This is a genomic window from Spartinivicinus ruber, from assembly GCF_011009015.1.
Lineage (GTDB): Bacteria > Pseudomonadota > Gammaproteobacteria > Pseudomonadales > Zooshikellaceae > Spartinivicinus > Spartinivicinus ruber.
The window spans coordinates 2,094,891-2,121,753 of record NZ_CP048878.1 but is presented as its reverse complement, the minus strand read 5'-3'; the positions used below and the strand labels follow the sequence as shown (position 1 = coordinate 2,121,753).

General features: G+C 37.6%; 21 protein-coding genes. 6 read left to right on the top strand and 15 right to left on the bottom strand.

The genetic code is table 11. From position 1 onward, the window contains the following. Window positions 1-44 precede the first annotated feature (44 nt). Window positions 45-1,175 carry a class Ia ribonucleoside-diphosphate reductase subunit beta gene (gene nrdB / locus G4Y78_RS09985; RefSeq protein ID WP_163832881.1) on the top strand — a complete coding sequence of 377 codons (1,131 nt, stop codon included), beginning with the start codon at window positions 45-47 and terminating at the stop codon, window positions 1,173-1,175. 76 nt (window positions 1,176-1,251) lie between these two features. Then, window positions 1,252-1,536, top strand: coding sequence for a class I ribonucleotide reductase maintenance protein YfaE (gene yfaE, locus G4Y78_RS09980; protein WP_163832880.1), 285 nt, complete (start codon window positions 1,252-1,254; stop codon window positions 1,534-1,536). A 35-nt stretch (window positions 1,537-1,571) separates the two neighbouring features. Here the strand turns inward: yfaE and G4Y78_RS09975 are convergent, their stop codons facing one another. The 9 genes from G4Y78_RS09975 to G4Y78_RS09935 all read right to left on the bottom strand — a co-directional run bounded on the left by G4Y78_RS09975 (window position 1,572) and on the right by G4Y78_RS09935 (window position 10,052). Continuing rightward, window positions 1,572-2,273 carry an SDR family oxidoreductase gene (locus G4Y78_RS09975; protein ID WP_163832879.1) on the bottom strand — a complete coding sequence of 234 codons (702 nt, stop codon included), beginning with the start codon at window positions 2,271-2,273 and terminating at the stop codon, window positions 1,572-1,574. Between the two features lie 85 nt (window positions 2,274-2,358). Continuing rightward, window positions 2,359-4,104 carry a hypothetical protein gene (locus G4Y78_RS09970; protein WP_163832878.1) on the bottom strand — a complete coding sequence of 582 codons (1,746 nt, stop codon included), beginning with the start codon at window positions 4,102-4,104 and terminating at the stop codon, window positions 2,359-2,361. A 271-nt stretch (window positions 4,105-4,375) separates the two neighbouring features. Then, window positions 4,376-4,687: a hypothetical protein gene (locus tag G4Y78_RS09965; RefSeq protein WP_408022083.1), complete on the bottom strand. Its 312-nt coding sequence runs from the start codon at window positions 4,685-4,687 to the stop codon at window positions 4,376-4,378. Between the two features lie 274 nt (window positions 4,688-4,961). Then, on the bottom strand, window positions 4,962-5,168 hold the full coding sequence (locus G4Y78_RS09960) for a hypothetical protein (protein WP_163832877.1): 207 nt from the start codon (window positions 5,166-5,168) through the stop codon (window positions 4,962-4,964). A gap of 47 nt (window positions 5,169-5,215) precedes the next feature. After that, a complete protein-coding gene (locus G4Y78_RS09955) occupies window positions 5,216-6,019 on the bottom strand; it encodes a substrate-binding periplasmic protein (RefSeq protein WP_163832876.1) in 804 nt (267 codons plus the stop codon). A 331-nt stretch (window positions 6,020-6,350) separates the two neighbouring features. Next, a complete protein-coding gene (locus G4Y78_RS09950) occupies window positions 6,351-6,884 on the bottom strand; it encodes a hypothetical protein (RefSeq protein ID WP_163832875.1) in 534 nt (177 codons plus the stop codon). After that, entirely contained in the window at window positions 6,871-7,344 is a 474-nt protein-coding gene (locus G4Y78_RS09945; RefSeq protein ID WP_163832874.1) for a hypothetical protein, read from the bottom strand. The genes G4Y78_RS09950 and G4Y78_RS09945 overlap by 14 nt, the downstream gene beginning before the upstream one ends. A 1-nt stretch (window position 7,345) precedes the next feature. Continuing rightward, window positions 7,346-8,404 carry a bifunctional transcriptional activator/DNA repair enzyme AdaA gene (locus G4Y78_RS09940; protein ID WP_163832873.1) on the bottom strand — a complete coding sequence of 353 codons (1,059 nt, stop codon included), beginning with the start codon at window positions 8,402-8,404 and terminating at the stop codon, window positions 7,346-7,348. A 223-nt stretch (window positions 8,405-8,627) separates the two neighbouring features. Beyond that, entirely contained in the window at window positions 8,628-10,052 is a 1,425-nt protein-coding gene (locus G4Y78_RS09935; protein WP_163832872.1) for a cellulase family glycosylhydrolase, read from the bottom strand. 316 nt (window positions 10,053-10,368) lie between these two features. On the opposite strand from G4Y78_RS09935, the gene brnQ reads away from it, so the two are divergent. Both brnQ and G4Y78_RS09925 read left to right on the top strand, forming a co-directional pair. After that, entirely contained in the window at window positions 10,369-11,712 is a 1,344-nt protein-coding gene (gene brnQ, locus G4Y78_RS09930; RefSeq protein ID WP_163832871.1) for a branched-chain amino acid transport system II carrier protein, read from the top strand. A gap of 127 nt (window positions 11,713-11,839) precedes the next feature. Beyond that, complete coding sequence (locus G4Y78_RS09925) at window positions 11,840-12,094, top strand: DUF3862 domain-containing protein (protein ID WP_163832870.1); 255 nt, start codon at window positions 11,840-11,842, stop codon at window positions 12,092-12,094. Between the two features lie 100 nt (window positions 12,095-12,194). On the opposite strand, the gene G4Y78_RS09920 is transcribed toward G4Y78_RS09925, so the two are convergent. Next, window positions 12,195-13,088 carry a DoxX family membrane protein gene (locus tag G4Y78_RS09920; protein ID WP_163832869.1) on the bottom strand — a complete coding sequence of 298 codons (894 nt, stop codon included), beginning with the start codon at window positions 13,086-13,088 and terminating at the stop codon, window positions 12,195-12,197. A gap of 142 nt (window positions 13,089-13,230) precedes the next feature. Between G4Y78_RS09920 and G4Y78_RS09915 the strand changes: the two genes are divergently transcribed. Then, window positions 13,231-14,082 (top strand): type 2 periplasmic-binding domain-containing protein, encoded by an 852-nt coding sequence (locus tag G4Y78_RS09915; RefSeq protein WP_163832868.1) that lies wholly within the window; start codon window positions 13,231-13,233, stop codon window positions 14,080-14,082. A 12-nt stretch (window positions 14,083-14,094) separates the two neighbouring features. Here the strand turns inward: G4Y78_RS09915 and G4Y78_RS09910 are convergent, their stop codons facing one another. Further along, window positions 14,095-15,681, bottom strand: coding sequence for a sigma-54-dependent transcriptional regulator (locus G4Y78_RS09910; protein ID WP_163832867.1), 1,587 nt, complete (start codon window positions 15,679-15,681; stop codon window positions 14,095-14,097). After that, on the bottom strand, window positions 15,668-18,793 hold the full coding sequence (locus G4Y78_RS09905) for a response regulator (protein ID WP_163832866.1): 3,126 nt from the start codon (window positions 18,791-18,793) through the stop codon (window positions 15,668-15,670). Before G4Y78_RS09905 ends, G4Y78_RS09910 begins: the two co-directional genes overlap by 14 nt. 550 nt (window positions 18,794-19,343) lie before the next feature. Here G4Y78_RS09905 and G4Y78_RS09900 point away from each other — a divergent pair. Beyond that, window positions 19,344-20,561, top strand: coding sequence for a hypothetical protein (locus G4Y78_RS09900; protein WP_163832865.1), 1,218 nt, complete (start codon window positions 19,344-19,346; stop codon window positions 20,559-20,561). A gap of 220 nt (window positions 20,562-20,781) precedes the next feature. Here the strand turns inward: G4Y78_RS09900 and G4Y78_RS09895 are convergent, their stop codons facing one another. From G4Y78_RS09895 to G4Y78_RS09885, 3 genes are all read right to left on the bottom strand, one after another. Next, complete coding sequence (locus tag G4Y78_RS09895) at window positions 20,782-21,567, bottom strand: substrate-binding periplasmic protein (protein ID WP_163832864.1); 786 nt, start codon at window positions 21,565-21,567, stop codon at window positions 20,782-20,784. A gap of 162 nt (window positions 21,568-21,729) precedes the next feature. Continuing rightward, window positions 21,730-22,506 (bottom strand): substrate-binding periplasmic protein, encoded by a 777-nt coding sequence (locus G4Y78_RS09890; RefSeq protein WP_163832863.1) that lies wholly within the window; start codon window positions 22,504-22,506, stop codon window positions 21,730-21,732. A gap of 45 nt (window positions 22,507-22,551) precedes the next feature. Further along, window positions 22,552-26,787, bottom strand: a complete 4,236-nt coding sequence (locus tag G4Y78_RS09885; protein WP_163832862.1) for a chitobiase/beta-hexosaminidase C-terminal domain-containing protein — start codon at window positions 26,785-26,787, stop codon at window positions 22,552-22,554. Window positions 26,788-26,863 lie beyond the last annotated feature (76 nt).

The window sequence follows — 26,863 nt, the reverse complement described above, 5'->3', positions numbered from 1 at the left end:
CGGTTAATAGCCTGAGAACACCAATCTGAGTCGATAATGTAACCATGAGCTACACCACATTTAACCGTGAGCACTTTTCCCCCACTAGCCAGCCAATGTTTTTTGGTGAGCTGGTTAATATTTCTCGGTACGATATTCAAAAATACCCAATTTTTGAAAAATTAATCGAGAAACAACTGTCTTTTTTCTGGCGACCCGAAGAAGTCGATTTATCTACCGACAGACGGGATTTTGCTGACTTGCCAGAGCATGAAAAGCATATCTTTATCAGCAATCTAAAATACCAAACATTACTCGATTCCATTCAAGGACGCTCACCTAACGTGGCTTTACTGCCTATTGTATCACTACCAGAATTAGAAACCTGGATCGAAACTTGGGCCTTCAGTGAAACCATCCACAGCCGCAGCTATACCCATATTATTCGTAATATCATGAGCCAACCCAGTGATGTGTTTGATGATATTGTCACCAATGAGGCTATTCAAAAGCGTGCTACGGCAATTACTCAATATTATGATGAGCTTATTGAGAGCATTAACTTATACCATACCTTAGGTACAGGTACTCATAAAGTGGGTAACGACACCATTACCATCAGCCTACGTGATTTAAAGCGCAAGCTGTATTTAACTCTGGTCTCTGTCAATGTCCTGGAAGCTATTCGTTTTTATGTCAGCTTTGCTTGTAGCTTTGCCTTCGCCGAACGGGCCACAATGGAAGGCAACGCTAAAATCATTAAACTGATTGCTCGCGACGAAGCCCTACACTTGACGGGTACTCAGCACATGCTGCAATTGATGGCCAGTGGTGAAGATGATCCAGAAATGGCCGAAATTGCCAAAGAGTGTCGAGAAGAAGCTCACCAGATTTTTATTCAAGGGGCTGAGCAAGAAAAAGAGTGGGCAGAATACCTGTTTAAAGATGGCTCAATGATTGGTTTAAATAAAGACATTCTTGCTCAATACGTCGAATATATTACCAACCAACGAATGCTAGCTATTGGCTTTACCGCTCCCTTCGAAACCAAAAACAACCCATTACCTTGGATGAACGCCTGGTTAGTCAGTGACAATGTGCAAGTAGCCCCCCAAGAAGCAGAAATCAGCTCATACTTGGTCGGTGCTATCGACAGCCAAGTAGACACATCTGAATTTACTGACTTCGACCTCTAACCTACTAAAACCTTGTGTCAGACAAAAAGGCTGACACAAGCCTCGCAATGAAATATAGCCAATGCGAAGGAGAAATATGGCAAATATCATTAAAATAATTGACGGCTTCAGCTTTATACCACGAGAAGAACATACCGTACTGGAAGCCATGGAAGCCCAACAACTGATAGCCGAATATCAATGCCGCCAAGGCTATTGTGGTGCCTGTCAGGTTGAATTAGTTGATGGCAATATCGAATACACCGAAGAGCCTGTTGCGTTTATTCCTAAAGGACGTATTCTCGCTTGCTGCACCAAGCCTACATCCGATATCACTATCGAGCTGCCCTACCCAGTTAAACAAAAAAACAGCGAATCTTAATTATTTTTCCCAGTACAACTTTATAAAGTATGAGACTACCAAGGAATTTCCTGACCATCATAAGCATAAAATCTACCACTTTTTTCTAGAGTTAATGATTCAACCACCTGACGCAAGCCATTAATTGAAGTAGTGACATCAATCAATCCACTAGGTCCACCCATAGCAGTCCTTACCCAGCCAGGATGTAACAACACAACTTTAATACCCTCACTGCGTAGATCTTCAGCTAAACTTTTCCCCACCGCATTTAGCCCAGCCTTAGAACTACGATAAATATAACTGCCTCCACTAGAGTTATCAGCCATACTGCCCATTTTACTGGTCATTAATGCAATGGTTTTCTGCTGACTACGGCGGATATGAGGCAACAACTGTTGTACCAATAATAAAGGAGCGACCGTATTGATTTTTAACGTATCCATCCAGGCATCAGTGGTTATTTCTCCCAAACCAATCCCTTTAGGGCCATAAACACCAGCATTGCACCAAAGTAAGTCAATGGCTTGTTGATCCAGTTGACTCGCCAGTGAAGTCATTGACCCAAGGTCATTCATATCTAACGGATAAACAGTAATTGATGAACTTTGTTGTGCTAGCTGATTCAACTCAGTTGCCGTATCAGGTGTACGACAAGTTGCGACCACTTGCCAACCATCCTCACTGTATTGCTTGACTGCTTCCAGCCCCAAGCCACGATTAGCCCCTGTCACTAAAATAGTATGATTTTTTTCCATATTGGATATAACCCTTCAACTGGTATAGTGAAGGGTTCATTTTATGTCCAAGCAATAAGCTGGGTCTACAGTTACTACTAATCAGCTAGTAAATCCAACCAACGGTGCCAGTGATACCTGAAGCATCATCCGATGAAGATCTAAGACCAATACCTGTCAATACAACATGGTTGGTATTGTAAAATCGATTATTAATTTGATCTATTCTTAAATCGAGTGACTGTTCATAGCCAGTTCCGCTGTTAGTGGATAATACACTGCCTGTTAGCTTTCTAAGAGTATGGTTCCATTTTTTTGAAAGGATATTGATTGCTGCAACATTGTCACTCTTAATTCGAAACTCAATCCCAGTAAGAACATGACCCGAAGGGGCTTCTACATATTTCTCGTAGCCACTTCCACACTGCTTATGTTGTACAGAGCCTAAAGAACCACTAGCTAGCAATTTTCTGTAGCCAATTCGGATACCCTTGACATCATCCCCTTTTACACGTGCTCCTACACCTACAATGACCGAAAGCTCAGGTGCACGACAATATTTTTCAGTGCCACCTTTACCAACGCGGACTTCGCCAATATCATAAACACTATAAGGGTCCACTGGTAACTTGACCTTAGCCAAATTAGCTATAGTATTTTTTCTGGTGATATTGCAAGTATTTAATGATGAATAGCAAACACCTGTAGCATACTTTAATGCCTCTATATTAGATCTGACGAACGATTTAGCTTCATTATAATCACCTAATACTTTATTCCACCTTTCTTGCAAAAGTGGTGAAAAATCAGTGCTTAACACTGTTTCAATACGAGACAACATTTTTTGCTGCTCTTTAAATTTATTATAAATAGCCGCTCGCGAGTTGATAATTGCTTGAGTAAGTTCAGAGCTGTGCTGTGGATTGTTAAGCAGCACCTCACTGTAGCTAGTCGTAATCACTCCTGTTACAGCAGGATTATTTTTCCAGGATTTAAGCAGGGGACCATTCGCGCTTACATAAGTGCTCAAATTATCGATAATAGTACCACAGTTATAGCTATTTTCTGTAGATGAGTAACAAGCTTTTATTTTATCTCCAGATACAACCCCTAGAATATTACCCAGAGCTAGCTGATCACCACCAATTTGATGAGCAGTTAAATAGATATTAACAAAATTAGAATATTTATTTCTGGTTTTATTCAATGTTGCTTTAACACTGCCAAAATCAGCAAAGTTAAAGTTAGCACTAGCTTTAAACTCATCTTTAATACTTTTGTTGGCAAAATCAAGTTTAATGCTAACAAAAAGACTACCTCCGCGTTCAAGCTGGCTGATATAAGCATCACCACATAAACGATAAAACGCCTCTATGCCTTGATCTAACGCTTGCTGCCCCAATTCTGTCAACCTATTACCAGCATTGGGTAGGTTATAACGAACCACAGGTGCCTTATAGCTGTAAGACAGTAAAAGCGTATATGAAGTATCCGTTTCTTCCACCGTGCGTTTGAACTTTTGCTCATCATCCATCTTAATAATATCAAATAAATTCAGGTCACCATTTACTTTGATATCAAGTTTATCTTCTAATTTACTATAGTTATACTTTGAATTTAAACTTATCGTTTGAGTGGTATTCCCTGGGTTATCTATTACCGGTGAGCCATTTAAACAAGTCGATGGCCAAGAGCTACTTGCATCAGAGTCAAATGCAGCCCCTAAAAATGCGGTACTCGCTGAAGAAACACTTGGGCGCCCAAGCTGATGAGTATACTCAGAAGCAGCAGTTAATGATGAAGCAAAGAGAAGTGACGTTAACGATAAACAAGATACCTGTTTAATATCCATAAAAACTTCCTTTTATTCTAGGCATAAAAAATTATCAAAGGCCTGCCTTATTGCATTCCTTTGCAATGCCTTGTTAATCATATAGTATTTTTCGTCAACAGATATTAAACTGATCACCGTTCAAAACACAAGCATTAAATAAAAATTAATGAGTAACCATTTTAATTTTAAAAAACGAACAGACATCTCAAACTAAGTCAACTATTATAAAACTAAAGTCTAACAAAAAAAGCACCTATAGACAAAGCGAATGTCCTATACAACTAAAGTATTATAATTCAAGGCTATACTCTCCTTGCTGAGACGCTTCAAACATTTTTTGGTATTCACCACTTTTTCTTAGTTGTTTTAGCCCATCGTTAAATTGTTTAACCCAATAGAAACTTTTTTCTTTTCTCTTGGTAAAAATCAAATGATGGGAAGTTTCAATAATAGGCTTAGGGTGATGGACAAATAATTCCCTTTGATCAGAAGTATAATTATTATTAATAATTTCATAGCCAACATCTTTTTCAATAGGAAAAATATCAACCCTTTCCTTTATCAACATATTAAAATTAAGCAAGTCACTGCGAACTGGCACTACTATAATATGCCCTTCTTCTGCAGCTTTATCAAATAATTCACCATAGGTATAGCCTAAGGTAGCGCCTATGGTATATTTATTTAAGTCCTTTAGAGAATTCCAGTTAAACTAATTCTTTTTCAAATAGAAAAATACTTTCTGATTAGTATGCACCACTTCACTAAAATAAAAGTCCGCTAGCCTCTCAGGAGTGGGCACCCTTGAAGGTGAGGCATCCCAATTACCTGTCATGACCTGCTTAAGAGCACGCTTCCAAGGGAAAAAGAGTAGATCACTTTAACTCCTTTTTAGCAAAGGCCTGTGAAATTACATGTGATACAACTCCGAAGTGTTTAAGATTTTTTGATATATAAGGTGGCCACTCTCCTGTTGCTATCCTAATCACTCCCTGATTTTGAGGAGGATTTGTTTGTTCTTCAGCAGATACACCAAAGGAAATAATAAATAAAATAGTTAACGCAAGTTTATATAAGTACATAGCACACTTCTTACTATTCAAAGCTATTTACTTATTTATAGCAGCTATCAAAGGCAATCAATCACCTTTTCACAGTTCATCCATTTATTTATTATTTCATCATATTTCCCTGAAGCTTTCATTTGTGCCAGCTCAGCATTAAAAGCAACTGATAAAGCATATATATTGGGATAATCTGACCTTTTAACAAAGGGCATTGTATATCCTTTTTCAAATAATACCTTTTTTGAATAGGTAACTTTATGCCTTAACCTTAAATCATTAACTACAAAATGTCCTACTGTCTTATCAATAATAAATAAATCCACCCGTCCATTTGCTAATTTTAAAAAGCTTTGCTGAACATCTGTCGCTTCCTCTAATAATGGATTTAAAGTACCATCATCTCTATTTGGATATTTTTCCCAAAATGAATCATGGTAAGAGTAACCTCTCACAATACCAATAGTATTTAGATTTTTTAGAGGAGTATCATAATCCACCTCTACAGGCTGACTCATTTTGCCTCGAGTAAAAAATATATAGCTACTTTTCCACATATCCTCTTGAGGATAGTACACAAAGGGTTCTCTAACTTTTTTACGCGATGCTCCAAGAATTGCGTCTACTCTGGCAATTTCAACTTCATGCCATGCTCTTTTCCAGGGCATTAGTCTAACTGTATATTCCACTCCAAATTTTCCAAAAATATATTTAATAATGTCTATATCAATACCGACAATCCTACCCTCAAATTCAAACTCATAAGGAGGAAATGACTCACCAACAATGTTCAGTGGGCGAACCTCAGCAAAACTTGGCCTAATCAGGATATAAATTGATAGAATAAAAAACGATAGAGAGGCTTTCATAGTTAACTACTCAAAAATGACTTCAATCAACCATTCGCTTTGACTATAGACTAGGTTAAAACCTGTAGAATTACCATGAAAGGGGCCTATAACAGGCTATCGAGCTAGATCTTGCATTACTACTCCCTGTCTATACCCAATGCGAAGAATTTTTAGGTGAGGCCATTGAGTGACGAAGCCTCATGAGCCTATACAAATAAGTGATTGGGGAACGGAGCGATGATAAAAAAACCGAGAAATGATTCGCGACAGGTATATTTGCAATTATCAGCTCTGAATCACCACTAAAGGTAAATATTAAAATATACTCACCTAAATTTTTATAGATTTTTTAAGCTTGAGCCTGGTATCGAAACTTTCTTATCAATTTATAAATCCCACTTGCACCAATCGCCAGATAAAGCCCTATCAACATTTCCAACAATGTTATTACCAACCCAACCCAGTATTGACTTAATCCGTTAGCATCTCCTGACGAAAATTGTTTAAAGTAAAATAGCCCTAAAAAATTGTAAAAAAAGTCAGGCACTGACCAAGACAGTATATAGACACCTAATAATACTAGCCCAGCTATTTGAATTTGCTTACCATCAGTTTCTAGCGTAGGAGAATCAGCAAATGAGTTTGGAACTAATAACTTTGCTATTGAAACAGGGAATTTAATTATCAATATTGAGGCAATAAACATGATTAACGGAGAAACAAAAAAATAGTAAAACCCAATTTGATCACCGCTATCTCTAAAATCTGTTAGTATCATTTGTTGATATTGCACGTAATTGCCTGGTATAGCAGCAAGTGCCTTGACTAACATAAATAGCCCCACCAATCGCAGACCTAAAGCAGTGACTTCAATGACTTTCATTTTCAAATTCCAATAACGTTAGCTTGCGCTTGGCAACAATTTTCTTGTGAATCCCACGGTATGCTTGTAACGCCGTTTTACTACAGATACGAAGGCCAGGAAACCCCAGTGTATTATGAAAAGTATCAACTGGCCATTGAAATAAATAACAATCAGCAAAGAAATTGGTTATTAATGTAACTGGATCAACAAGAAATAGTTCAACTCTAATAGAATGGTATTCAAAAGATCGTTTATGAGAAAATCGTTTCTCAGGAATATCTACAAGCGCATCGTCAGACTCAAGCAAATTATCCACACAAGTAAAACAATGGTCTCTCACTAGCAGGTCAATATCACTATGCCAACCAGGCTCTCTTAATTGGCATAATTCCTCAGCCCAGCCTCCAAAAACCCAATTATCAATACCTTTTGCTAATAAATATTGATGTACCTGACACAGAAATTCAATATTGTTCATTTTATAAATTCAAATTCTTCCGTTCATGCTCCAACAGCCAACGTTTTCTTTCAAGTCCCCCTGCATAGCCCACCAGTTTACCATCCTTTCCAATAACGCGATGACAGGGGATGATGATTGCTATTCGATTACAGCCATTAGCGGTTGCAACAGCTCTAACTGCTTTTGGCCTGTTTATTTTTTCTGCTTGCTGTTGATAGGAACAGGTTTGACCATAGGGTATTGCTTTTAAGCACTCCCAAACTGCATGCTGAAAATCAGTTCCCGGCGAGTGTAATTTAACGGTAAAAGTCGTTCGTTCACCAACAAAATATTCGTCTATTTCTTTTTTAGCCTGTTTTATATGTTGGTTTTCCCCAGCAATAATTTTTGCTTTTAACCGTTGCTGTAGATCTTTAAATTCGGTTTCCAACATCCGCCTATCGACAAACTCCAGCAAACAGACACCTTTATCAGTGGCACAAACAAACATAGGGCCTAACGGTGTCGTCAATCGACTAATTAAAATAACGGCATGTTCTGCACTATTTTTGGGTGATTTGCCAATAAATTTTTTATAAGTATAACCAAAGCCACTGAGTGACTCATACCCTGTATCAAAGGCTGTTTCCGTGGCTGTTTTGCCGTCTTTTAGTTCTTGAAAAGCATTATTGATTCGGTACATCCGCTGATAAGCATGAAAAGTCATTCCATAGTTCTTTTTAAACCATCTACGGACCAATTCAGGGCTAATTTGATTTTCTCTCAATTGCCAGTCAGTAATTTTTTCCTTGGGATTTTCCTTCATCAAGTTGATTGCTTGTTCAACCGGCTTTGGGGCCTCATTTGCATTCTCAGTTGGCTTACACACTTTGCAAGGCCGGTAGCCTGCATCCAAAGCCTCTTTAAAAGTGGTGAAAAATTCGACATTTTCCAGTTTAGGCTTACGAGCTCGACAGGTTGCAATACAGAAGACTGAAGTGGTTTTCACCCCCACATAAAATATGCCCACATAGCTTGGTTCTCTATCCAGTAATGCTTGATAGTAGTTGTTTATTGTTTTCTGGTCTGTCACTAGCATTTATATAACCTTAACGTCCATACAGCCCCTAAACTGAGGTCATACTCTCTTAGCTATACAGTAGCCAAAGTGGCTATCAACAGACAACCGAAAACTGAACAAGTATTTTTGGAGAGGTGCCCTTAAAACTTAGCGGATATGGTGCACCCCCAAATTCTAGTAGAATCTGATCAGATATTTATTTTACTCCGCCAAATACCCAATCAGGCTCAAACCCTCAAGCTCATCCCACAGGCTTTATTTTCAAAGTAATTTGCCTGGGTAATTGATAACTTTCAAACGACACGCTCAGTACTTCTTGGGCTGCATCCCAATCAGTCGTCATATATTGATTCATACCCTGTTTAGTTTCAATTTGCCAGCCATTAGGGAAATGACGACGTGCAGGTATATAAATTTCTGTCGGCTCAGTTATTTGAGGGTTGTGATTAAAGGTTAAAGTAAATTCTTTTTTATTAGGCTCAAACAAAAAGTTAATAATTTGTCCAGCTACTGCTCTGGGATATACCCTCACTAAGCCATCTACTAATACGGTTTCACTGCCTTCTGCATCCGTCGGTGCCCATGAACCTGGATCATTGGACCAAAATGCCCAGCTGGCTCCCATGTGATCCGCCATGGTAGTCACATCATTAATAAAGCGTAAGGCACCTTCTTGGTTGGGACTAATCCCAAACTCTCCAACCACTAGGGGTACTTTCATTTTATTTAGCTCTTTAACACGAGCATTAGGCCAGGATTTAAATGCTAATACATTACCTTTATAAGCAGCCCCTTCATGAACCAGTACAGGATAAAAATGGGGAGCATAAACAATACGAGAACCTCCCACTCTAGGATCTTCAACAGTGCCTAAAGTAGAAGCTACTCCAAAATTAACCCCAAATGCCTGTGGTTCAATAAACAACCAAGTGTCATTATCCACTGCGCGAATTCGGCTGATAACCCGGTCATAAAAAGGCTTTAATTTCAGTGGTTCAAATAGTGGCCAAACAGAACTGCCACCATAAGGCTCATTCATCAAGTCATAGCCAATCACATTGGGGGTATCTTTAAAATAGTTGGCTACTTGCTGCCAGGCATTGGCATAATGTTCCTGTAAATAGCTGTGGCTGCCTGAGCCATCCCAAAAATTATCAAATGCTCTGGTAACACCCAACTCTAGATATGTTAACCACCAAGGGGAGCGAATCGTAACGGGTAAGCCATCGGTAACTGTTGCCCATTTAGGTGCACCATCACCACCAAACTGTAAAGCATACAAATCCTGATGCATATCCAGCAGTACATACATATTATACTTGGCATACCAGCGTACTCTTTCTGCTATTTCAGCTAAATATTGCTGGTCATAAACACCTGGAGAAGGTTCTAAACGGTCCCAAAAGATTAAAAACCGAACAAAATTAAAACCCCAGTCATTAGCAGCCCTTGCTACGTCTTTTTCTTCAATCCAAGGTAAACGATTAGGGGCTGATTTGGCACTACTGCTGGTATTCAGGCCATGTAAAACCAAAGAGCGTCCGTGTTGATCTTTGATATAACGAGGTTGATCCGGTTTGATTTTGCAACCTGCTACTACTAAAAAGGTAGCTAACAAAATCAACCAACTAAGAGGCCGTAATAAATCCTTTACAGAGTAAGTCATAAGTAGTCCTTTCTTATTATCTTCACTTTAATAAGTATTTACCGAAACATTACTACTCATCTACGTACAGTTCATTATAATGCCGCTCTTTATTTCAGCAGTTGGCAGGTAATGCGGCTGGCCATCATGTCCAAAAGACTTCAGCATGCAGCATTGATAGCCAACACGAAGGACATAACCTTCACATTGGGTGTAGTAGGCGTATCTATCAAAAAATAGAGCCAATATATAGAGGTACTTACTTATCCAGTCAGTACCCCTCATCCCATTACCCTACAGCTGAATTATTAAATTTTTGCACGCTGATAGGTTATTAATGAATCATAACGCTAGTTTTAAAACCATTGATATTATTGCCATTGGGCTAATGACCTTTGCCCTATTTCTTGGCGCAGGTAACTTGATATTACCTCCTAGCTTAGGTTATCAGGCTGGTGCGGAACTAATGCCAGTGATGTTTGGTTTCTTGCTCACTGGGGTCGGGCTACCACTACTAGGTATTGTTGCGACAGCAAAAGTGAACGGTGGCTTACCCACCATCACCAAAAACTTACCTACAATAGTCGCCTTTATTATTGGTCTGGTTATTTATCTGTCGATCGGCCCTTTATTTGCTGCTCCGAGGACTGCAGTTGTCGCTTATGAAATGAGTGTTATACCACTGGCAGGGTTAACAGAAGACACTAACCAATTCCTATGGTTATACACCATTATCTATTTCACAGCAGTGCTACTCATTGCACTATTCCCTGGCAGGCTAATGGATTCCATTGGAAAGGTGATTACGCCGTTCTTAGTCATTGTCTTAGTACTCATTGCTGCTGGCACCATCTTTTATCCACAAGGCGAGCTTCAGGCCACTACCCAAATTAAAGGCTCACCCTTTAGTGAAGGGTTTACTAAAGGCTATCTGACTCTCGATACCCTAGCTTCGCTGGTATTTGGTATGGTTATCATTAATAGCCTACGCCAACGGGGTATTAATGATTCCAAGCAGCTAACCAAATACACCTTGGCAGCTGGCTTTATTGCAGCCATTGGCCTGTCTGTGGTTTACCTTAGTTTGTCTTATCTCGGTGCCACTAGTCATAGCTTAATCGCTGAACAAGTCAATGGCGCTCAAATGATTGGTATCTATATCAATCAAATATACGGCCATTGGGGACAAGTGATTTTAGCCATTGCCATAACCTTAGCTTGCTTCACTACCGCTGTTGGTTTGATGACCTCTTGTGGTGAATACTTTCATCAATGTTGGCCACAAGTGTCTTATCGCACTTTTGTGATTATTTGTACTGCCGCTACAGCCCTGGTAGCCAATGTTGGTCTTAACCAGCTGATGGCCTTAGCAATCCCTGCTTTATTTGCTATCTACCCAGTTGCCATTGGGTTAATCCTGTTATGTTTTATCAGTCATTGTTTGGCAAATCCTCGGCTAGTGAATGGCCTAACATTAGTGGCTATTTTCTGTGTGAGCCTGTTCGATGGTTTAAATGCAGCAGGTATCGAAGCAATTAAGCCAATCTACAACGTGTATCAGCAATTGCCTTTTGCCAGCCAAGGCCTTACTTGGTTAATACCAGGGATTGCAGGCTTTTTAGTCGCTGTAGCACTTTCAAAGCTCACAGCCAGTAGTGAGCAAAAACAGCAAACGGCTTAATAAACCTTTGCTCATAGGTTAGCCCTATTATTTCACCGGTTATCAAAAACACTGTGTTCTGGTGAAATATTTGAACCAGCAGGCTAGAATAGCAGCACATCATTTCTGATATAGGAAAACAGTGAGTATGCGTTATTTAACCGTTTCTATTCTAGCCACTCTGATTGCCTTGCTAACAGGTTGCAGCAAAGTGACTAGCGAAAATTACAATAAGATTAAACTGGGCATGGAAAGCAGTGAAGTCGAACAAATTTTAGGTAAGCCGACCAAATGTGATGCTATTTTGACTGCAAAACAATGTGTTTGGTCATCAGGAAGCAAATCGATCGATATTAAATTTGTTAGCGGTAAAGTCGTGTTATTCAGCAATACAGGGCTTTAGTCTATTCGCTTTGCTAGTTATTTTATTACTCACTTTTAAAAATCTAGTTAAAAGCCCTTATGAAGGATAGTTGAAGACTCACCTATAACTATCCTTCTCATTATGGGTGTTTAATTAGTGCCAATGCCACGCTAATCGACACTAATCCAAACTCCCGCCTGATCACATAAAGATTTTTCAGGCAATTATCTGACCAGTCAATCATAAACAGTGCATAGTGAAAAAACACCATCGCCGCTATCCAGGCAGCCCATTTCACTACTTTTAAAGAATCAACTGTTAATGCAGCACCTAAGGCTGCCAGTAAAAAAGCAGGTGCAGCAAGGGTTGGAATATGACCAAAACCGCCAAAAAGGGCTGCAACAACCAGAGGCAAGATTAGGGCATAACGTAATTGCCCCCACAAGCTATACCAATGTTTCTGCATAACCTCCAAGTTTGTCTCAACGTTTATCCGCCCCGCTTCTGGTGCTAACTTATATAAAACAAATGCGGCTATTGCCATTGCCACTTCACGAATTTGCACTAGGGGTGCAGGTGCCGTATAAACAGCGACATCGAGCTGAATATTGGGAACCGTCATCACAGGCAAAGCTATGACATAAAAAACCAACATAAAAAACGTCAACATAGCGTTCCACCGAACAGCCAGCCCTGCTATTAAACTACAGCCAACTACCAGCTCCACCATCGCTAACAACGCCAGTAAACTTGCCGGACTGAATAAGTGTCCCCAACTGCTTTGAAACAAAAAGTATTGAAAAAACTGATTAATATAACCGGCAGCGCCTAAATAAAAACCAAGCATGTCGGCAAACTGGGAAGGTGATAATAGCCCTAAGAATTTAATCAAAGCCTCAACAACCAACCAGCCACCTAAACCTACTCGAAGAATAAAGGCAGTACGCATTACAGCAACTTGATAGGTTTGACCTGTTTGAACGCCTCCAATTAATGCCTGCAGCATATATCTCTCTACATAAAAAATAGTCATTACTCATTACAAAGACCCTGCAAGACGGGGATTCCTTTCATTCTGGCGGTTAATGTTAATTGTAAAGGTAGTCAACTTAGATAAAAGGTTATGTTATTGTATGGATACTTAAAAAACTTCACTCACCTTATAGTTCAGTTCAATGTTGAGCAGATTAATTTCAATAATAATTATAATTTTCTCATCAATACCACCAGTAGTAGTTGCTCAAGAGAGTCGCTCCCCATTAATCATCAAGCACCTCCAGGCAATTGATCCATATGTACTCAAGCTATTAACTTTAGCATTAGAAAAAACACTCACACCAGACGAGCCCTATGAGTTAAAAGGCGTTATAAATGGCTTCACAGAAGGTAGGCGAGTAAAAATGCTGGAACAAGGCTATTATGATATTCTTCATTTTGGTTTCAGTAAAGAAAGAGAAAAACGATTTACAGCAATTAAAGAACCTATTTTCCGCGGTCTAAAAGGCTATCGTTTATTTCTCATCCACAAGGATAATAGCAAGCTTTTTGCTAACATCAATACATTTAACCAGCTTAAAAATCAGTTTACTGCTGGCTTCGGCACACACTGGTCTGATAATACCATTCTTAAAAAGAATGGTATTAAAGTACAAGAAGCAGTAGCAAGTCATCATTTAATGGGAATGCTAAATGCAAAACGATTTGACTATTTCCCTAGAAGTATTGACGAGATTTGGCAAAACTTGTTAGAAACAGATTACCCAGAGATTATCATCGAAAACAGCTTAGCATTTTACTACCCTCACCCTATATATTTCTATGTACAAAAGGACAATAAATCATTAGCAAACCGCATTCAACGTGGTCTAATAGCTGCTAAAAACGATGGTACATTTAAACAGTTATTCTTAACCTATCATTCCACTTATATAAAAAAAGCAAACATTCAAGACAGAAAACTATTTAACCTTAAAAATTCTGGGTTACCACCAGCAATGTCATCTATTGATACCAGCTGGTGGCAATAATAGATAGCAATATCAGACTAACGTATAATAAGCCCAACGACGCTCCCCCACTCTCATCAACTGTCCTTCTCTATTTAGTTTCTTCAGTAAGTAAGATGCCCGCTGATGGGTGATATTTAAAAGCTTTTGACATTGGTTATTATTGATATGCTTATTAGTTGCTAAATAATCTAAAATAATAGCTTCTGCATTTTGGTTACTATGAATAGAGAGTAAACTATTCTCTTTACTATTGACTTTTGACTCATACCTGTTTTTACACCGTGAGTTATCAGAATTTAAGTTAGCTATAGATTTATTATTTAAAGGTAGATGATATGGCTGTATTGCATTGCCTCCACTGCGAATCAAAGCATACTCAATAAAATTCCTAAGTTCACGAACATTACCAGGGAAAGCATATTGCTCCAATGCCTTAATCGCCTCACAGCTTATTGAAACTGGAGTGAAAGCCATTTCATCCACCAACTGAGCAAGAAAATGGTTAGCCAATAGTTCAATATCCTCTTTACGTTCACGTAAGGGCGGTGTTTGTAAGCAATAACCAGATAAACGAAAATATAAATCCTGTCTGAAAACTTTATCAGCAATCGCTTGCTGCAAGTCCACATGAGTAGCAGCAATGATACGAACATCAATATCACGCTCTTTTACATCACCAACCGGTATAATTTTTCCTTCCTCCAACACACGAAGTAACTTCGCTTGTAAACGTAGTGGCATTTCTCCCATCTCATCTAAAAATAAAGTACCGCTATTCGCTGCTTCAAAATAACCTTTTCGATCACCTTGGGAACCTGTATAAGCACCCTTAATAGAGCCAAAAAAGGTTGCATCAGCCAGTTCTTCAGGAATTGCCGAACAATTCACCGCAATAAAAGGGCCACTAGACCTATTGCTGCCAAAGTGAATCGCTCGTGCAACCAACTCTTTTCCTGTGCCACTTTCCCCTAATAGTAATACATTAGTTTTGCTTACATGATGCAAACGACGTATTTCTGTTAGTAAGCCCATTACTGCTTTACTTTTACCAACAAATGTTGAAATACCCCACTTTTCGGCTTCCTGCTTTGACAATGTAGATAAGGCATGGTTGGCTTGGTTAAAAGCAGCTTCTGCCTTCTCACGCTGATTTTGTTCTTCCAATAATTGGTCATTAAGAAAACTTAACTCCCTATTTTTTTGTGCCAACTCAACTAGTTGATGTCTAACTGTTATGTGTGTTTTTACCCTGGCTAATACCTCTTCTGCTTCAAATGGCTTAGTGATATAGTCCACCGCACCTTTTGTAAAAGCATCAAGTTTATGGGTTGTTGATTCCAACATACTAATAAAAATAATGGGTATATCTCTTGTATGTGGGTTAGACTTTAATTTCTGGCAGGTGTCAAAACCATCAATACCAGGCATCAAAATATCGAGTAAAATCAAGTCAGGATAACTTCTAACTGGGGATTCACTGAATAATAACTTCAATACTTGCTCACCACTTATTGCAACACTGACATCATAGTGGGATGACAAAATTTCTCCTAATATAAGAATATTTGCCCGTTCATCATCTACTATTAGTACTCTACCATTATTATTCTGCATCATTTGTAGTAACTTTTAATTTTTTTATAATACTATCAACAATATTCAGCCCTTGATCAAAGTCAAAAGCTGCAATAGCGAGTATAAGTTTTTCAAAAGCAGCAGCACAAGTCGTAGGAATTTTACTTTTTATCTCTATTGCCTGTTGACTTGCACAAAATGCATGTTGACACAAACTATCTCTCAAAGCTGTTATTTTCTTATGGGTAGTAACATCTATACTAATCATTTGATCAATCGTAGTATCTATTAAGGCGTTATTTTTAGGCGAATAATCTAGGCCAGACCAGTTACATAAACCTACAATCACTCTATTGTGTTCTTTTATAAAATCTGAAATATCTTGCTCTTTACAATTACGCTTACCACAAGCTTTTTCTAATTTATCTAAAACTAAAACCAGTTGATCGGCACCAATATTAGCAGCAGCCCCTTTTAGTGCGTGTAATTTTTTACTGGCAGGAACAAAATGATTTTGCTCAATCAACTGTTTAACTTGCAAACCATCAGAGTAATGATCAGAATAAAATACATTCAATATTTTTTCATAAGCTAGCTGATTACCCTGAATTCGGCTAATGCCTATTTGTATATTTATTCCAGGTAAACAATCTGACAATAAATCGCCTTGAATTGTCTTTTTCTCTAATGTAACACAGGATTCACTTCTAAAATCTTTCAACCAACGAGATAAACAATTATAGAATATCAAGGGATCAATCGGCTTCGTTAGAAAGTCGTTCATCCCGGCTTGAATTGCTTTTTCTCGCTCCCCATCCAAAGCATTCGAGGTCAGCGCTATTATGGGTACATCTTTTAACTCAGACAACTTACGTATTCTTCTTACTGTTTGATAACCGGACAAACCTGGCATCTGGATATCCATCAATACCAGTTGGTAGTGCTGGCATCTCATTTTAGCAATTGCCTCACTACCATTATTTACAACACTTACATCAATTTCAGCTTGACTTAATAGCTCGCTAATTATCTGCTGATTAACTTGGTTATCCTCTACTACTAAGACCCTACACCCTCTCCAAGCTAATGATTTGTTTTGCTCTACTAGTGGTTGAGAGGGTACATAACCTAAATTAAAAGGTATTTCTACAATAAATTCACTGCCGTATCCTAATTCCGATTTTACGCTAATGGCACCTCCCATGAGTTCTACTAATTGGCGACAAATAGTAAGCCCCAGGCCGGTGCCACCATAACGCCTGGTCGTGGCAGCTTCCGCTTGAGTAAAACTCTCAAACAATGAGTCTATTTTCGATTCATCAATACCAATGCCTGTGTCCTTTATATAAAAGCGTATATATACATGGTTATTTTCTGATACTGCTGTATTTACCTGTTTATTAGTAATACTTTGTTGTTTAACATAACTACCGTCCCCAAATATTGTTACACTCACTGTACCTGAATCAGTAAATTTCATCGCATTGTTGATCAAGTTAATGAATACCTGCTGTAGCCTTAATTCATCCCCTATCAAATAATCAGGTACCTGCGGACTCAAAGTTACTATAAAATGCAAACCCTTTTCTCTCATCTGTTCTGTAAAAATTTGCTCAATAGTGCTTACAACTCTTTTCAAACTAAAGTTTGCATTTTCAATTATTAACTTTCCAGCCTCTATCTTTGACATATCCAAAGTGTTATTAATAATCCCTAGTAAAGTCTGTGAAGCTGATTGAATTTTATTTAAATAATTTTTCTGTTTTTGGGATAGGCTAGTTTTCAAAGCTAAATACGCTAACCCCGTAATAGCATTCAGTGGAGTACGAATTTCATGGCTGATATTAGCAAGAAACTGGCTCTTTGCTGCATTTGCCTCACACGCTTTCTGTTGTGCAATCTCTAACTCTTGAGTACGAATGTTAACCGTTTTTTCTAGTTCAGTATTATAATTCGCTATTACTTGTTCTGCCTTTTTAAGTTTTGTGATGTCTGTTGCGATAGTGCCAACATCTTTAATTTTGGCCTTTGAGTCATAAAGAGGAAACTTAACCAATAAGTAAGTGTGATCACCATCAGCAAGCCTTATAGTTTCTTCCACTTCTATTGGTTGTTGCTTTTCAAAAACTTGATCATCATTTGTAGAAAAAGAAATGCTAGCCTGCTTATTAACATTGTTTTGGTCGGTTTGAATGCCTGTCTGTTCAGAAGCAGATGAGCTAAAAATTCTTTCATACTCTTTATTTACCATTACATACTGATGCTGCCTATTTGTTATAGTAATAATAGCAGGTGCATTATCGAGTAATGCTTGGAACCGTGCTGAGCTCTCACTAAGCTGTTTATTTTTTTCGATAATGGTTGCTTTTGAACTATATAAACTTGCAAGCATTTGATTGAATGCTTCAACTAACAGAGCTATTTCATTACGCACTCTGGTGTTAATAGAAATTTTTTGGCTATTCAATGAGTTTAATCTGATATCTTTTATGGCATGGGTCAACTCTGCCAAGGGTTTACGAATCTTTTTATTAAAAACCCAGAAAAACAGTAGCCACAGTGCAATTGTTTTTAAAACAGCGTTAACAATAATAAAGAAAAACCCAACCTTAACTTCATTCAAAATAACACTCATACTTGAAAACAAAGCCACTTCACCTATATTGATTGGCTGCCCTTCATGAATAAAGTTAATCTTGAATTTATAGACACTGTCATCGATATACTGTCCATCATTCTTTAGACCTTCATTGGCTTTGGAAAGAACTAAGCTGGATAAAGTTGAACTAGGAACTTGCCCAACTTTACCAATGACCTGACCAGTTTCTCCTTTGAGTACAACCCCTTCAACTGATGGATAAGCAACCAAACCAGATAAAACACTACTTACTTGTTCATGATTTACATCCCACAATGCTTTAGCAAGTATCGGTTGAAACGTCTTGGCAATAGCAGATAACTCTTGTGATACACCGGCTTTAGCATGCAACCACTCACTTACCATATGAACAGAAGTAACTGCTAAGGTAATAAACAAATAAAAGGAAAAAACAACTTTAAGTAACTCGCCAGCAAGTGACTCGGTTATTTTAATAGGTAGACCACTCTTGCCACTGCTCAGTATTTCACCACACATAACCAAATAAAAAACCACTAAAGCAAATACTTACTTGTTTTTATTTTAATAAGCAATTTGCTTATAACATGCTTATAGAAGTTTTTACAAGCTTATAGGCTGCTTATAACTGGTTCTTTAACACTTTATATACATTAAGTACTTAAATACCAGATTAGCTTTTAATTTAAAAGACACAGGAAGTCAGCAAGTAAACACTTTAAGAAATATTTTTATCTATTACTTATAATTGGCATATTTGCTGCTCATCAATATCCGAGCTTGATTTTTGAGATTAGCTGTAGATTCATTATTAATAAATATTTTCTATTACTGACTAATGAACTTTAAATTAGATAAAAGAGACTAGTTAAACTAATTAGATGTTTATTTTTTTGTGGAAAATCTCGCACTGATTAGTATTTAATATTTAAAAAATATTTTTACTCGCTAATTGAGAACGATGAATATACTTAGCGATAGAGCATTAAGGGGGACATTTAGTGATATAAAAACGACATACAGGATACTGAGTTATGAGTAAAACACATATTATTAAAATTCTTATAAAGTATATTGGAGATAGATCATGAAATTAGATCTTAAAAGTATTTTTGTTATACCTTTACTGATGTCTAGCTTGTACACTTTTGCTGATGGTACTACTAAAAATTTGAACATCATTCTTAGTCAGGATGAAGTAAAGTTTCTTAAAGAAAATAAGTTAAATATGGTCATTGCCAAGGCTGTAAATAGTGGAGGAGCTGAAAAATACAATGTTGTTTGGGAGTCCAGGTCTGATTATGCAATCACGAATACCTATAGCTGGATACCTCAATATACAGCAAACACGACTAGTATTGATATAATTTCACCTACCTCAAAAGTTGTTGCTCAAGGTGTTAATGTTCCTATGAAGTTAGGACAGAAAACAATATTAAACCAATATGGAATGCTTTCTCAAAACGTATCTAAATCAGATAACCCAAATTCAATTGAATTTGATATTGCACAAAATTTCTATGAAAAGAGTTTTCATATTACATTAGCAACAGGATTAAATAGTAGCACCAAACCTCAGCCTTTTTTTATTGATACAGAGACTTATGAACCTGGTTATAAAGTTGAAGTTACCCCAATAGAAAAGGTTAAAGTTTGGTTTCAAACTGAATTAGAAACGGGAAATTATATAGAAAAAATTATTGCTCCGGAATTAACTGTAGATTTTACCAATCAATCAGACTCAACCTATAAATATGATAACGGTAAGTGGAGTCCCGTTCCTGACAGTGAGTTAATAGACTGGAAGGCTAACTCAGATTTTATACCAAATCCGATTATGATAGCTGTAGCTACTGGCGTATTCGTCTCTATATCAGACTTAGCTCTGAAAATAAATACAATGCTTACCGGTGTTGAAAGCAGTGTTCGTGCAACTGCAACTTTAGATACTGATAAGAAAGTCACAGTTAAGTTCTTTTATAAAAAACCTTCTGATGTGCTTGAATCGGCTAGATTAGCTACAGATATTAATAGCGAAAAACTTGATAGTGTTCTATTAAGCGTTTTAAGCGACTCATTGGCGGGGTTAAATTCAGGCTTTGAAATTCTGAGTGCTAAGGTTAGTGATGCCAACCACTTATATAGCATAAAGCATGCAGAGTCACTATTCTTTTGGAGTCAGGGAGGAGCTCATATCTTTAGAAAAAATCCAAAATTGTGTGAAGATGACTCATTAGTGAATTTGGTCTATACTGTGAAAGGCCGTGATTATATTACCCAAGAGTGTAACTTTGGCCCTCAGTAAGCTTTAAACCAAGGAATCTCTGAGGTTTTAATTTCGAGTTTAATTATACTCAATTAAGCAGAGATTCCACTTTTACCATTTGTAAGTCATTCCACACACATCTAACAGGTAACACGTAACTATTAAAGCAGCATCCGGAAGACTCAATGCATATGTGCCAACCTAAAAAGACACTAATAGATGTCTTTTTTAATTAGAGTTAAGTAGCTTATATTGGAATTTATTCCATAAGAAATAACTGTTTATAATCTTCGGTTTCTATAAATTTCTTCAATGACTGGTTAATTAGTTCAACATCCTTTATTGGCACTGTTTTCATACTAAACATATAGTGTACAGGTGTTTTTTCTACTATATAAGGGTGGATTTCTACCTGCTCTACTAAACCCTTTTTTCTTACTTCAGATAGCATAAATAGCTTATCACTCAGCAAAGCATCTATTCTGTTTAAAAGTAACATAGCATACCGGTCAGAGTAGTCAGCAACATTAGTAACCTGAGCTTTAAACTGGTCATTCTTAATTAGTTCATGAAACTCTTTACCTTGCCAAGTACCAATCAGAGTACCCAGCCTCATATTTAACCCAATAACATCAGCCAATGATTTTAATGGCCATTTTTTAGCTTCACCTTTTCTTATTATCAAGCGTCGCTCTTCATATCGGTAAAAATTTGAAAATAAGGCAAACTGTTCTCTTTCTACTGTTTTTGAAGCAAATCCAGTCATATCTAATTTGCCATCTTTTATCAGCGCAATTATTCTTGCCCATGGCATATGTACAAATTCAACTTTGCAATTTGCTAACTTAAAGACTGATTGAGTCAACTTATAATCTAAGCCAGTCACTTCTCCTGTATCATTTTTATACATATAAGGAGAAAAAGAAGCATATCCCATTCGATATAAACTCTTCTCACATTGCCCAAAGGCAGTACTAGTAACAAGTGTTGACATTATTAATATCTGTAAATAAGGAATAATTTTAATACTAAAATTATTTAACAATGACTATCAATCCTTTTTAGCACTAAATAATGACTAATAACCTACCATACAAATCACGAAATTCACCCGTTACTTTTTATAAAACTTATTTCTTATTATTTTTAAGATGATTATCCATATGATTAAAATAAAATATCAGCATTGATATATGATCAAAATGGATTACTCAATCCCATATTTAGAAAATATGGCTTGCACCTCCCCATTTTCTTTCATCTTTTTTAAGATTTGGTCATACTGGCTGATTATTCTTTTCACATTAGGGTAATCAGATGTTTTAACAAAAGTATTATAATAAGGTTTATCCTTAACCGATTTAGGTAAGTAGCTTATTTCATCTCGATAATTACCAACTTTTGCTTCATATAAAGTAACCATTGTAGGTAGTGGTACAACATCAATTCTGCCCAATAATAGTTTTTTCATATGTAAATCATTAATAGGTACTTTATCAACATAAAAAATCCCTGACTCAGCAGCTTGTAGAAACTCTGGTGTATAAGAAAAACCTTCAGTCATACCAACCTTTAGCCCTTTTAAATCCTCAAAAGTATTATATTTAATCTTCCCTTTATTTTTTCGTAAAATAAAAAAATGATATTGTGTTGTAATATGCGACTCACTAGGGTAGATTAAATATTTAGTACGCCATTTTTTATATGAATAAGTAAACACCATATCCAAAGTATTACTGGTTTTCCAGAGCTGCTCCAACCTTGAAGATGAACTAATAATTGCCACTTTATAGTCAACTTTTAATTGATTAAAAATAGCATCGATAATATCTACATCAATACCTTCTGGATGACCATTTTTATTTATATAACGAATAGGTTTCTCGGGAATGCCCCCAATGATTAATTCCCTTGCTATCAGCTGGAAACTCACTGTAATTAGAAGAGTCATGGCAATAAAATAACGTCCTAGTATAAATAGCAAAACTCTTTCCTTTTAAACATATCCGGCCTCATTATATACCCTCATTTAAGGTAACAAATCAACCACAAAATTATCAAACCGACTACCATTACTACCCCAACTATAAGGTGCAATAGTGCCATGACTTAAGCTATGATCCACCACATTAAATATAGTTTCACCATCAACCACTACTTGCAAAGTATTACCATTAGCAACAATTTTTAGTTGATAGCTTTTTCCCTGTTGGTAAGCAATATGATCTTCTGCCAGCAAAGTATAACTGTCGCCTACCCGCTTAACCAAACGTCGGTACTGTCGTTGTTTATCCCATGAAAATCGATAGTAATGTTGATGATCTTGATAGCGAAATGCCACTCCTACCGCATCATCGTCATCACTGCGAATCAAGCAGTTAAATTGATAGTTTTGCCATTGTAAACCAGGTTGATAGACTAAATAACTGCCTTTCTTGGTAATATCTGTCGCGTCTGTAGGCAATGCAAATACATTTGAATTTTCAACCAACATTCCCCCTGAAATATACCAGTGTGCCGGTGCGGAAATATTACCATCAGTCACCACCTGCCAAAATGCCTCATTCCATTGAGCAAAAGATTCATCCATTACCTGTTTAGGTAACTGACTATTAACAACTGTACCATAGAATATTTGTTGGGTATTTAAGTTATTATTTGTTATCTTATTCACAATTTTAACTGGTGTAGCTTTTGCAACCGCAGCCACTTGATAGCTAGTTACTGCAGTTGTGGTGGTAGTTAACTGACCAGGCCCAATTAATTGCCAATTATATTGAGTGGTTGGTGCCGGTTCATTATCAACCGTCACGGCTAAATTCACCTGACTATTTTCATTAATGACCGCTGGTAGTCCTTGTTCTGCTATTACTTGTGGTGGTTTGATACCAGCACTTAAATCTGTTACCAATAACTCACTGAATTCACTACCAATGTTAGCCCAACTATATAACGCAATAGTACCTTGTAAGTAACTATTATCTGTCACATCAAAAATAAGCTGATTATTAATAAACACTGACAATTGATTACCTTTTGCCATTATTTTCAGTGAATATACAGCCCAAGACTGATAACCTACATTATCTTCAGCCAGCACAATAAAATCATTGCCTACTCGTTTCACCAGTTGCCGACGATTACCTGAACTATTCCAACCAAAGCGGTAGTAATGCCGATTATCAACTACACGAAACATCATACCTATCTGATCATCATCAATTGATCTCAACTTCATCTCTATTTGGTAATCACTCCACTCATTCCCAGGTAAATACTGAATATAGGTACCTAATTTAGCAGGATCAGCTACTTCAAACGGCATTGAATAGACATTACTGAACTGCACCAATTTATTTTGTTGAATTTCCCATTGTGAAGGTGCTTGAATAGTGCCTTCAGTGACTATTTCCCAGTTGGCAAAATCAAAGGAAGTAAATGATTCATCTAATAAAGCAGCTGGTATTTCCTGACTCTCAGTATCTGTCACAGTTATAATCACTTGTTGGCTAACATAATGAATACCATCAGAAACAGTTACTTGTAACGTATGTTGTTCGGTATTACTCACATCATTGGGTGTATATATAGTTTGCAACCCACTAATGTTAGACAACTGACCACCACCCGTTATTATTTGCCACTCAACGATAAGGGATTCAATGGGGGTATCGGGATCAAATATTTCAACAGCCAATTGAGTTTGTTGCTGATCATTAATTTGATTCGCACTGACTTGTAACTGATTAATAATGGGTGATTGAGGCTGCCCTTCCAGCCCATTCACTTGTAAATTATCAAAAATACTGCCTTCATTACCCCAACTATAAAGCGATAATGTACCTTGCAAAAGTGGGTTGTTATTATCAGCGACTGCAAATATCGGTTGTTGATCAACCAAAACCGTTAATTGATTTCCATCTGCCTGAACAGTTAAATGGTAGCTTTGTCCTGTGATATAAGGTACTTGATCTTCAGCTAACACAGTAAAGCTACCATTATAATATTTAACCAGGCGGCGATACCCCCGAGACTGATCCCAGGAAAATCGATAATAATTTCCTGCACTATCATGACGAAACATAATGCCAACAGCATCATCATCCAGTGATTGAATATCCACATCAATAACAACATTTTGCCAGCCAGTACCTAGCAGATATTGCAAATAAGTACCTAACTTATTAGGAAATGAACCATCATCATTAGGTTGCGACCAGATATTACTCAACTGTTTTAGCTGCCCTTGTTCAATCAACCAGTTACTGGGAGCCTGCTCGCTACCCTGGTCAACAATTTGCCAGTCGGTTAAATTGGAATTAGCAAAATTATTAAAATAAAGCGGTGGTGGTGCATTAGCATCAGTTACAATAATTTCAACTAATTGACTTACGGTGTTGATACCATCAAATATTTCAAGACGTAACTGATGTTGCTCAGTCACTGTTACATCATTCGGCGTATATTGAATTTGAGTAGTAGATATTGGCGTAATTTGGCCATTACCCAACACTTGTTGCCATTGATAACTCAACGGTTGCGGTCCATCACTGTCTGTAGCCAATACTGTTATTATCGTATTTTGCTCATCACTAATGGGGTCAGCACTAATAGTCACCTGATTAATAATCGGAGCTTGGTTGGTTTCCCCAGATGGAGGATTAGCCCCCCCACCTCCATAAATAACGGTGGTGACACGACTGTTACGTACCCCAGGTGCGACAGTCATCGCTTTAATTGTCATGGCTTGTGCAACAGAAAAAGGCCCCGTATAAATGTTGGACTGTATCGTAGGCTCTACCCCATTTGTTGTATAATAAATAACACCCTGCTGCTGTCGCGTTGACATGGTAACGGTAATAGGGCTTGAATAATCACCACTATCTGGTGCTATCGTAGGTTTAAGCGCTCTAGGGCCAAGCTGTGGATGCTCCCACCCTATCGGCTTGTATAACCATACATCGCCCACTACAGATCCTTGTAAGCCCATAAAAACATCCAACTGAGCAATATATTTCCATTTTCCTAAAATACCTACGCCAGGACCTAAAGTTGGCCCAGCAGTTTGTGAAGCGGGTAATTTAACTATGTACCAACCATCAGAAGAAGCTGTCGTCGGTGGCAACAAGGCCCATACGTCAGAATAACCTTCCCATAATAAATACTGATGACGATTGGAATCATAATCCATACCATAGTCAGGATTTACTGAAAACTGTCCGCTTAAATCGGTAAAATTAACAGGTTGGTTACGGTTATCATTGCCTGCCTTAGCTATGTCCCAAAAAGTAAAAGTACTTACACCTGAGCGAATATAAATATTTAATATCGGATCATATAAACCTGCTCCTTGCCCACCGATACCACTCCAATAAATACCCATTAATGCCCACTGATCCAAACTGGGATTATTGACATCATTAATTGTATATTTATAAAGGTAAGAAGCTGTACCACCACCAGGACGAGCTGTTATATAAACTACATCCTTACCATTTTCTTGGGTATAGGCTGAAGTTGAATTGACAAAACTAAAAGGTAAAGGCGGGTTTCCTGGAATATTTTGATAAATATCTCTGTTTTGCCACATTTGCCCCCCTATTACAGAAGGGAAAGATTGTTCTCTTTGCACGTGGGAACCTGTGGTACCTCCTACTTTATCACCATCGGCCTTATTGGGATCAAATAAATAAGGGCCAGTGCGAATTGCACTGAATGGGCTTATTTGCCTTAAATAAGCATCACCATTATTAAAAGCAGCACCACCAAAGGTAATAAAACGATCGATGATAGGTAAAAATAGCTGATTATCATAGGTATGAGCCGAAATAGGGGCAGCATCTACCCCATCAATAGCGATCCAGTTGCCCAAGCTATCCTGCGTAATTTCACTGGGCAATGAAGCACGCTCCCATTGCCGGGTTGTCCCTCGCCAACGATATACATCATTACCACCATAATTAGCATGGCCACCCCCATAAATAATTAAATCACCTCGATTACTATCCCAAGCAAAAGAGCTCCAGGCACCTATGATACTTCTTGGTGTTGGATTAGATACGCCATAGAGTGGCCGAAGTTCTGCAGGCGTCCAAACATCACTAAACTGATTTAGATTGACTTTAACCCAACTGCCTTCTTGTAACGGCTCGATAATGGCCAATAAGCTTGTTAAATCCGGTGCTGCTACGACTTTCAATTGAGCGCTAGCCAATAATAGACTAGCAATCAACAACCATTTTTTAGTGTAGTTATAAAGTAACATAATAGAGTTTTATTATTAATTAGAATTAGTAAGTGATTTTTATTGTCCATAAAACAGCAAATAAACTGTCATATAA

Coding starts and splice junctions, on each gene's coding strand:
- G4Y78_RS09970 (WP_163832878.1), bottom strand. CDS start 4,104: ATGGATATTAAACAGGTATCTTGTTTATCGTTAACGTCACTTCTCTTT.
- brnQ (WP_163832871.1), top strand. CDS start 10,369: ATGAATCATAACGCTAGTTTTAAAACCATTGATATTATTGCCATTGGG.
- G4Y78_RS09955 (WP_163832876.1), bottom strand. CDS start 6,019: ATGAAAGCCTCTCTATCGTTTTTTATTCTATCAATTTATATCCTGATT.
- G4Y78_RS09885 (WP_163832862.1), bottom strand. CDS start 26,787: ATGTTACTTTATAACTACACTAAAAAATGGTTGTTGATTGCTAGTCTA.
- G4Y78_RS09975 (WP_163832879.1), bottom strand. CDS start 2,273: ATGGAAAAAAATCATACTATTTTAGTGACAGGGGCTAATCGTGGCTTG.
- G4Y78_RS09950 (WP_163832875.1), bottom strand. CDS start 6,884: ATGAAAGTCATTGAAGTCACTGCTTTAGGTCTGCGATTGGTGGGGCTA.
- G4Y78_RS09945 (WP_163832874.1), bottom strand. CDS start 7,344: ATGAACAATATTGAATTTCTGTGTCAGGTACATCAATATTTATTAGCA.
- nrdB (WP_163832881.1), top strand. CDS start 45: ATGAGCTACACCACATTTAACCGTGAGCACTTTTCCCCCACTAGCCAG.
- G4Y78_RS09940 (WP_163832873.1), bottom strand. CDS start 8,404: ATGCTAGTGACAGACCAGAAAACAATAAACAACTACTATCAAGCATTA.
- yfaE (WP_163832880.1), top strand. CDS start 1,252: ATGGCAAATATCATTAAAATAATTGACGGCTTCAGCTTTATACCACGA.
- G4Y78_RS09960 (WP_163832877.1), bottom strand. CDS start 5,168: ATGTACTTATATAAACTTGCGTTAACTATTTTATTTATTATTTCCTTT.
- G4Y78_RS09910 (WP_163832867.1), bottom strand. CDS start 15,681: ATGATGCAGAATAATAATGGTAGAGTACTAATAGTAGATGATGAACGG.
- G4Y78_RS09920 (WP_163832869.1), bottom strand. CDS start 13,088: ATGACTATTTTTTATGTAGAGAGATATATGCTGCAGGCATTAATTGGA.
- G4Y78_RS09915 (WP_163832868.1), top strand. CDS start 13,231: ATGTTGAGCAGATTAATTTCAATAATAATTATAATTTTCTCATCAATA.
- G4Y78_RS09925 (WP_163832870.1), top strand. CDS start 11,840: ATGCGTTATTTAACCGTTTCTATTCTAGCCACTCTGATTGCCTTGCTA.
- G4Y78_RS09900 (WP_163832865.1), top strand. CDS start 19,344: ATGAAATTAGATCTTAAAAGTATTTTTGTTATACCTTTACTGATGTCT.
- G4Y78_RS09935 (WP_163832872.1), bottom strand. CDS start 10,052: ATGACTTACTCTGTAAAGGATTTATTACGGCCTCTTAGTTGGTTGATT.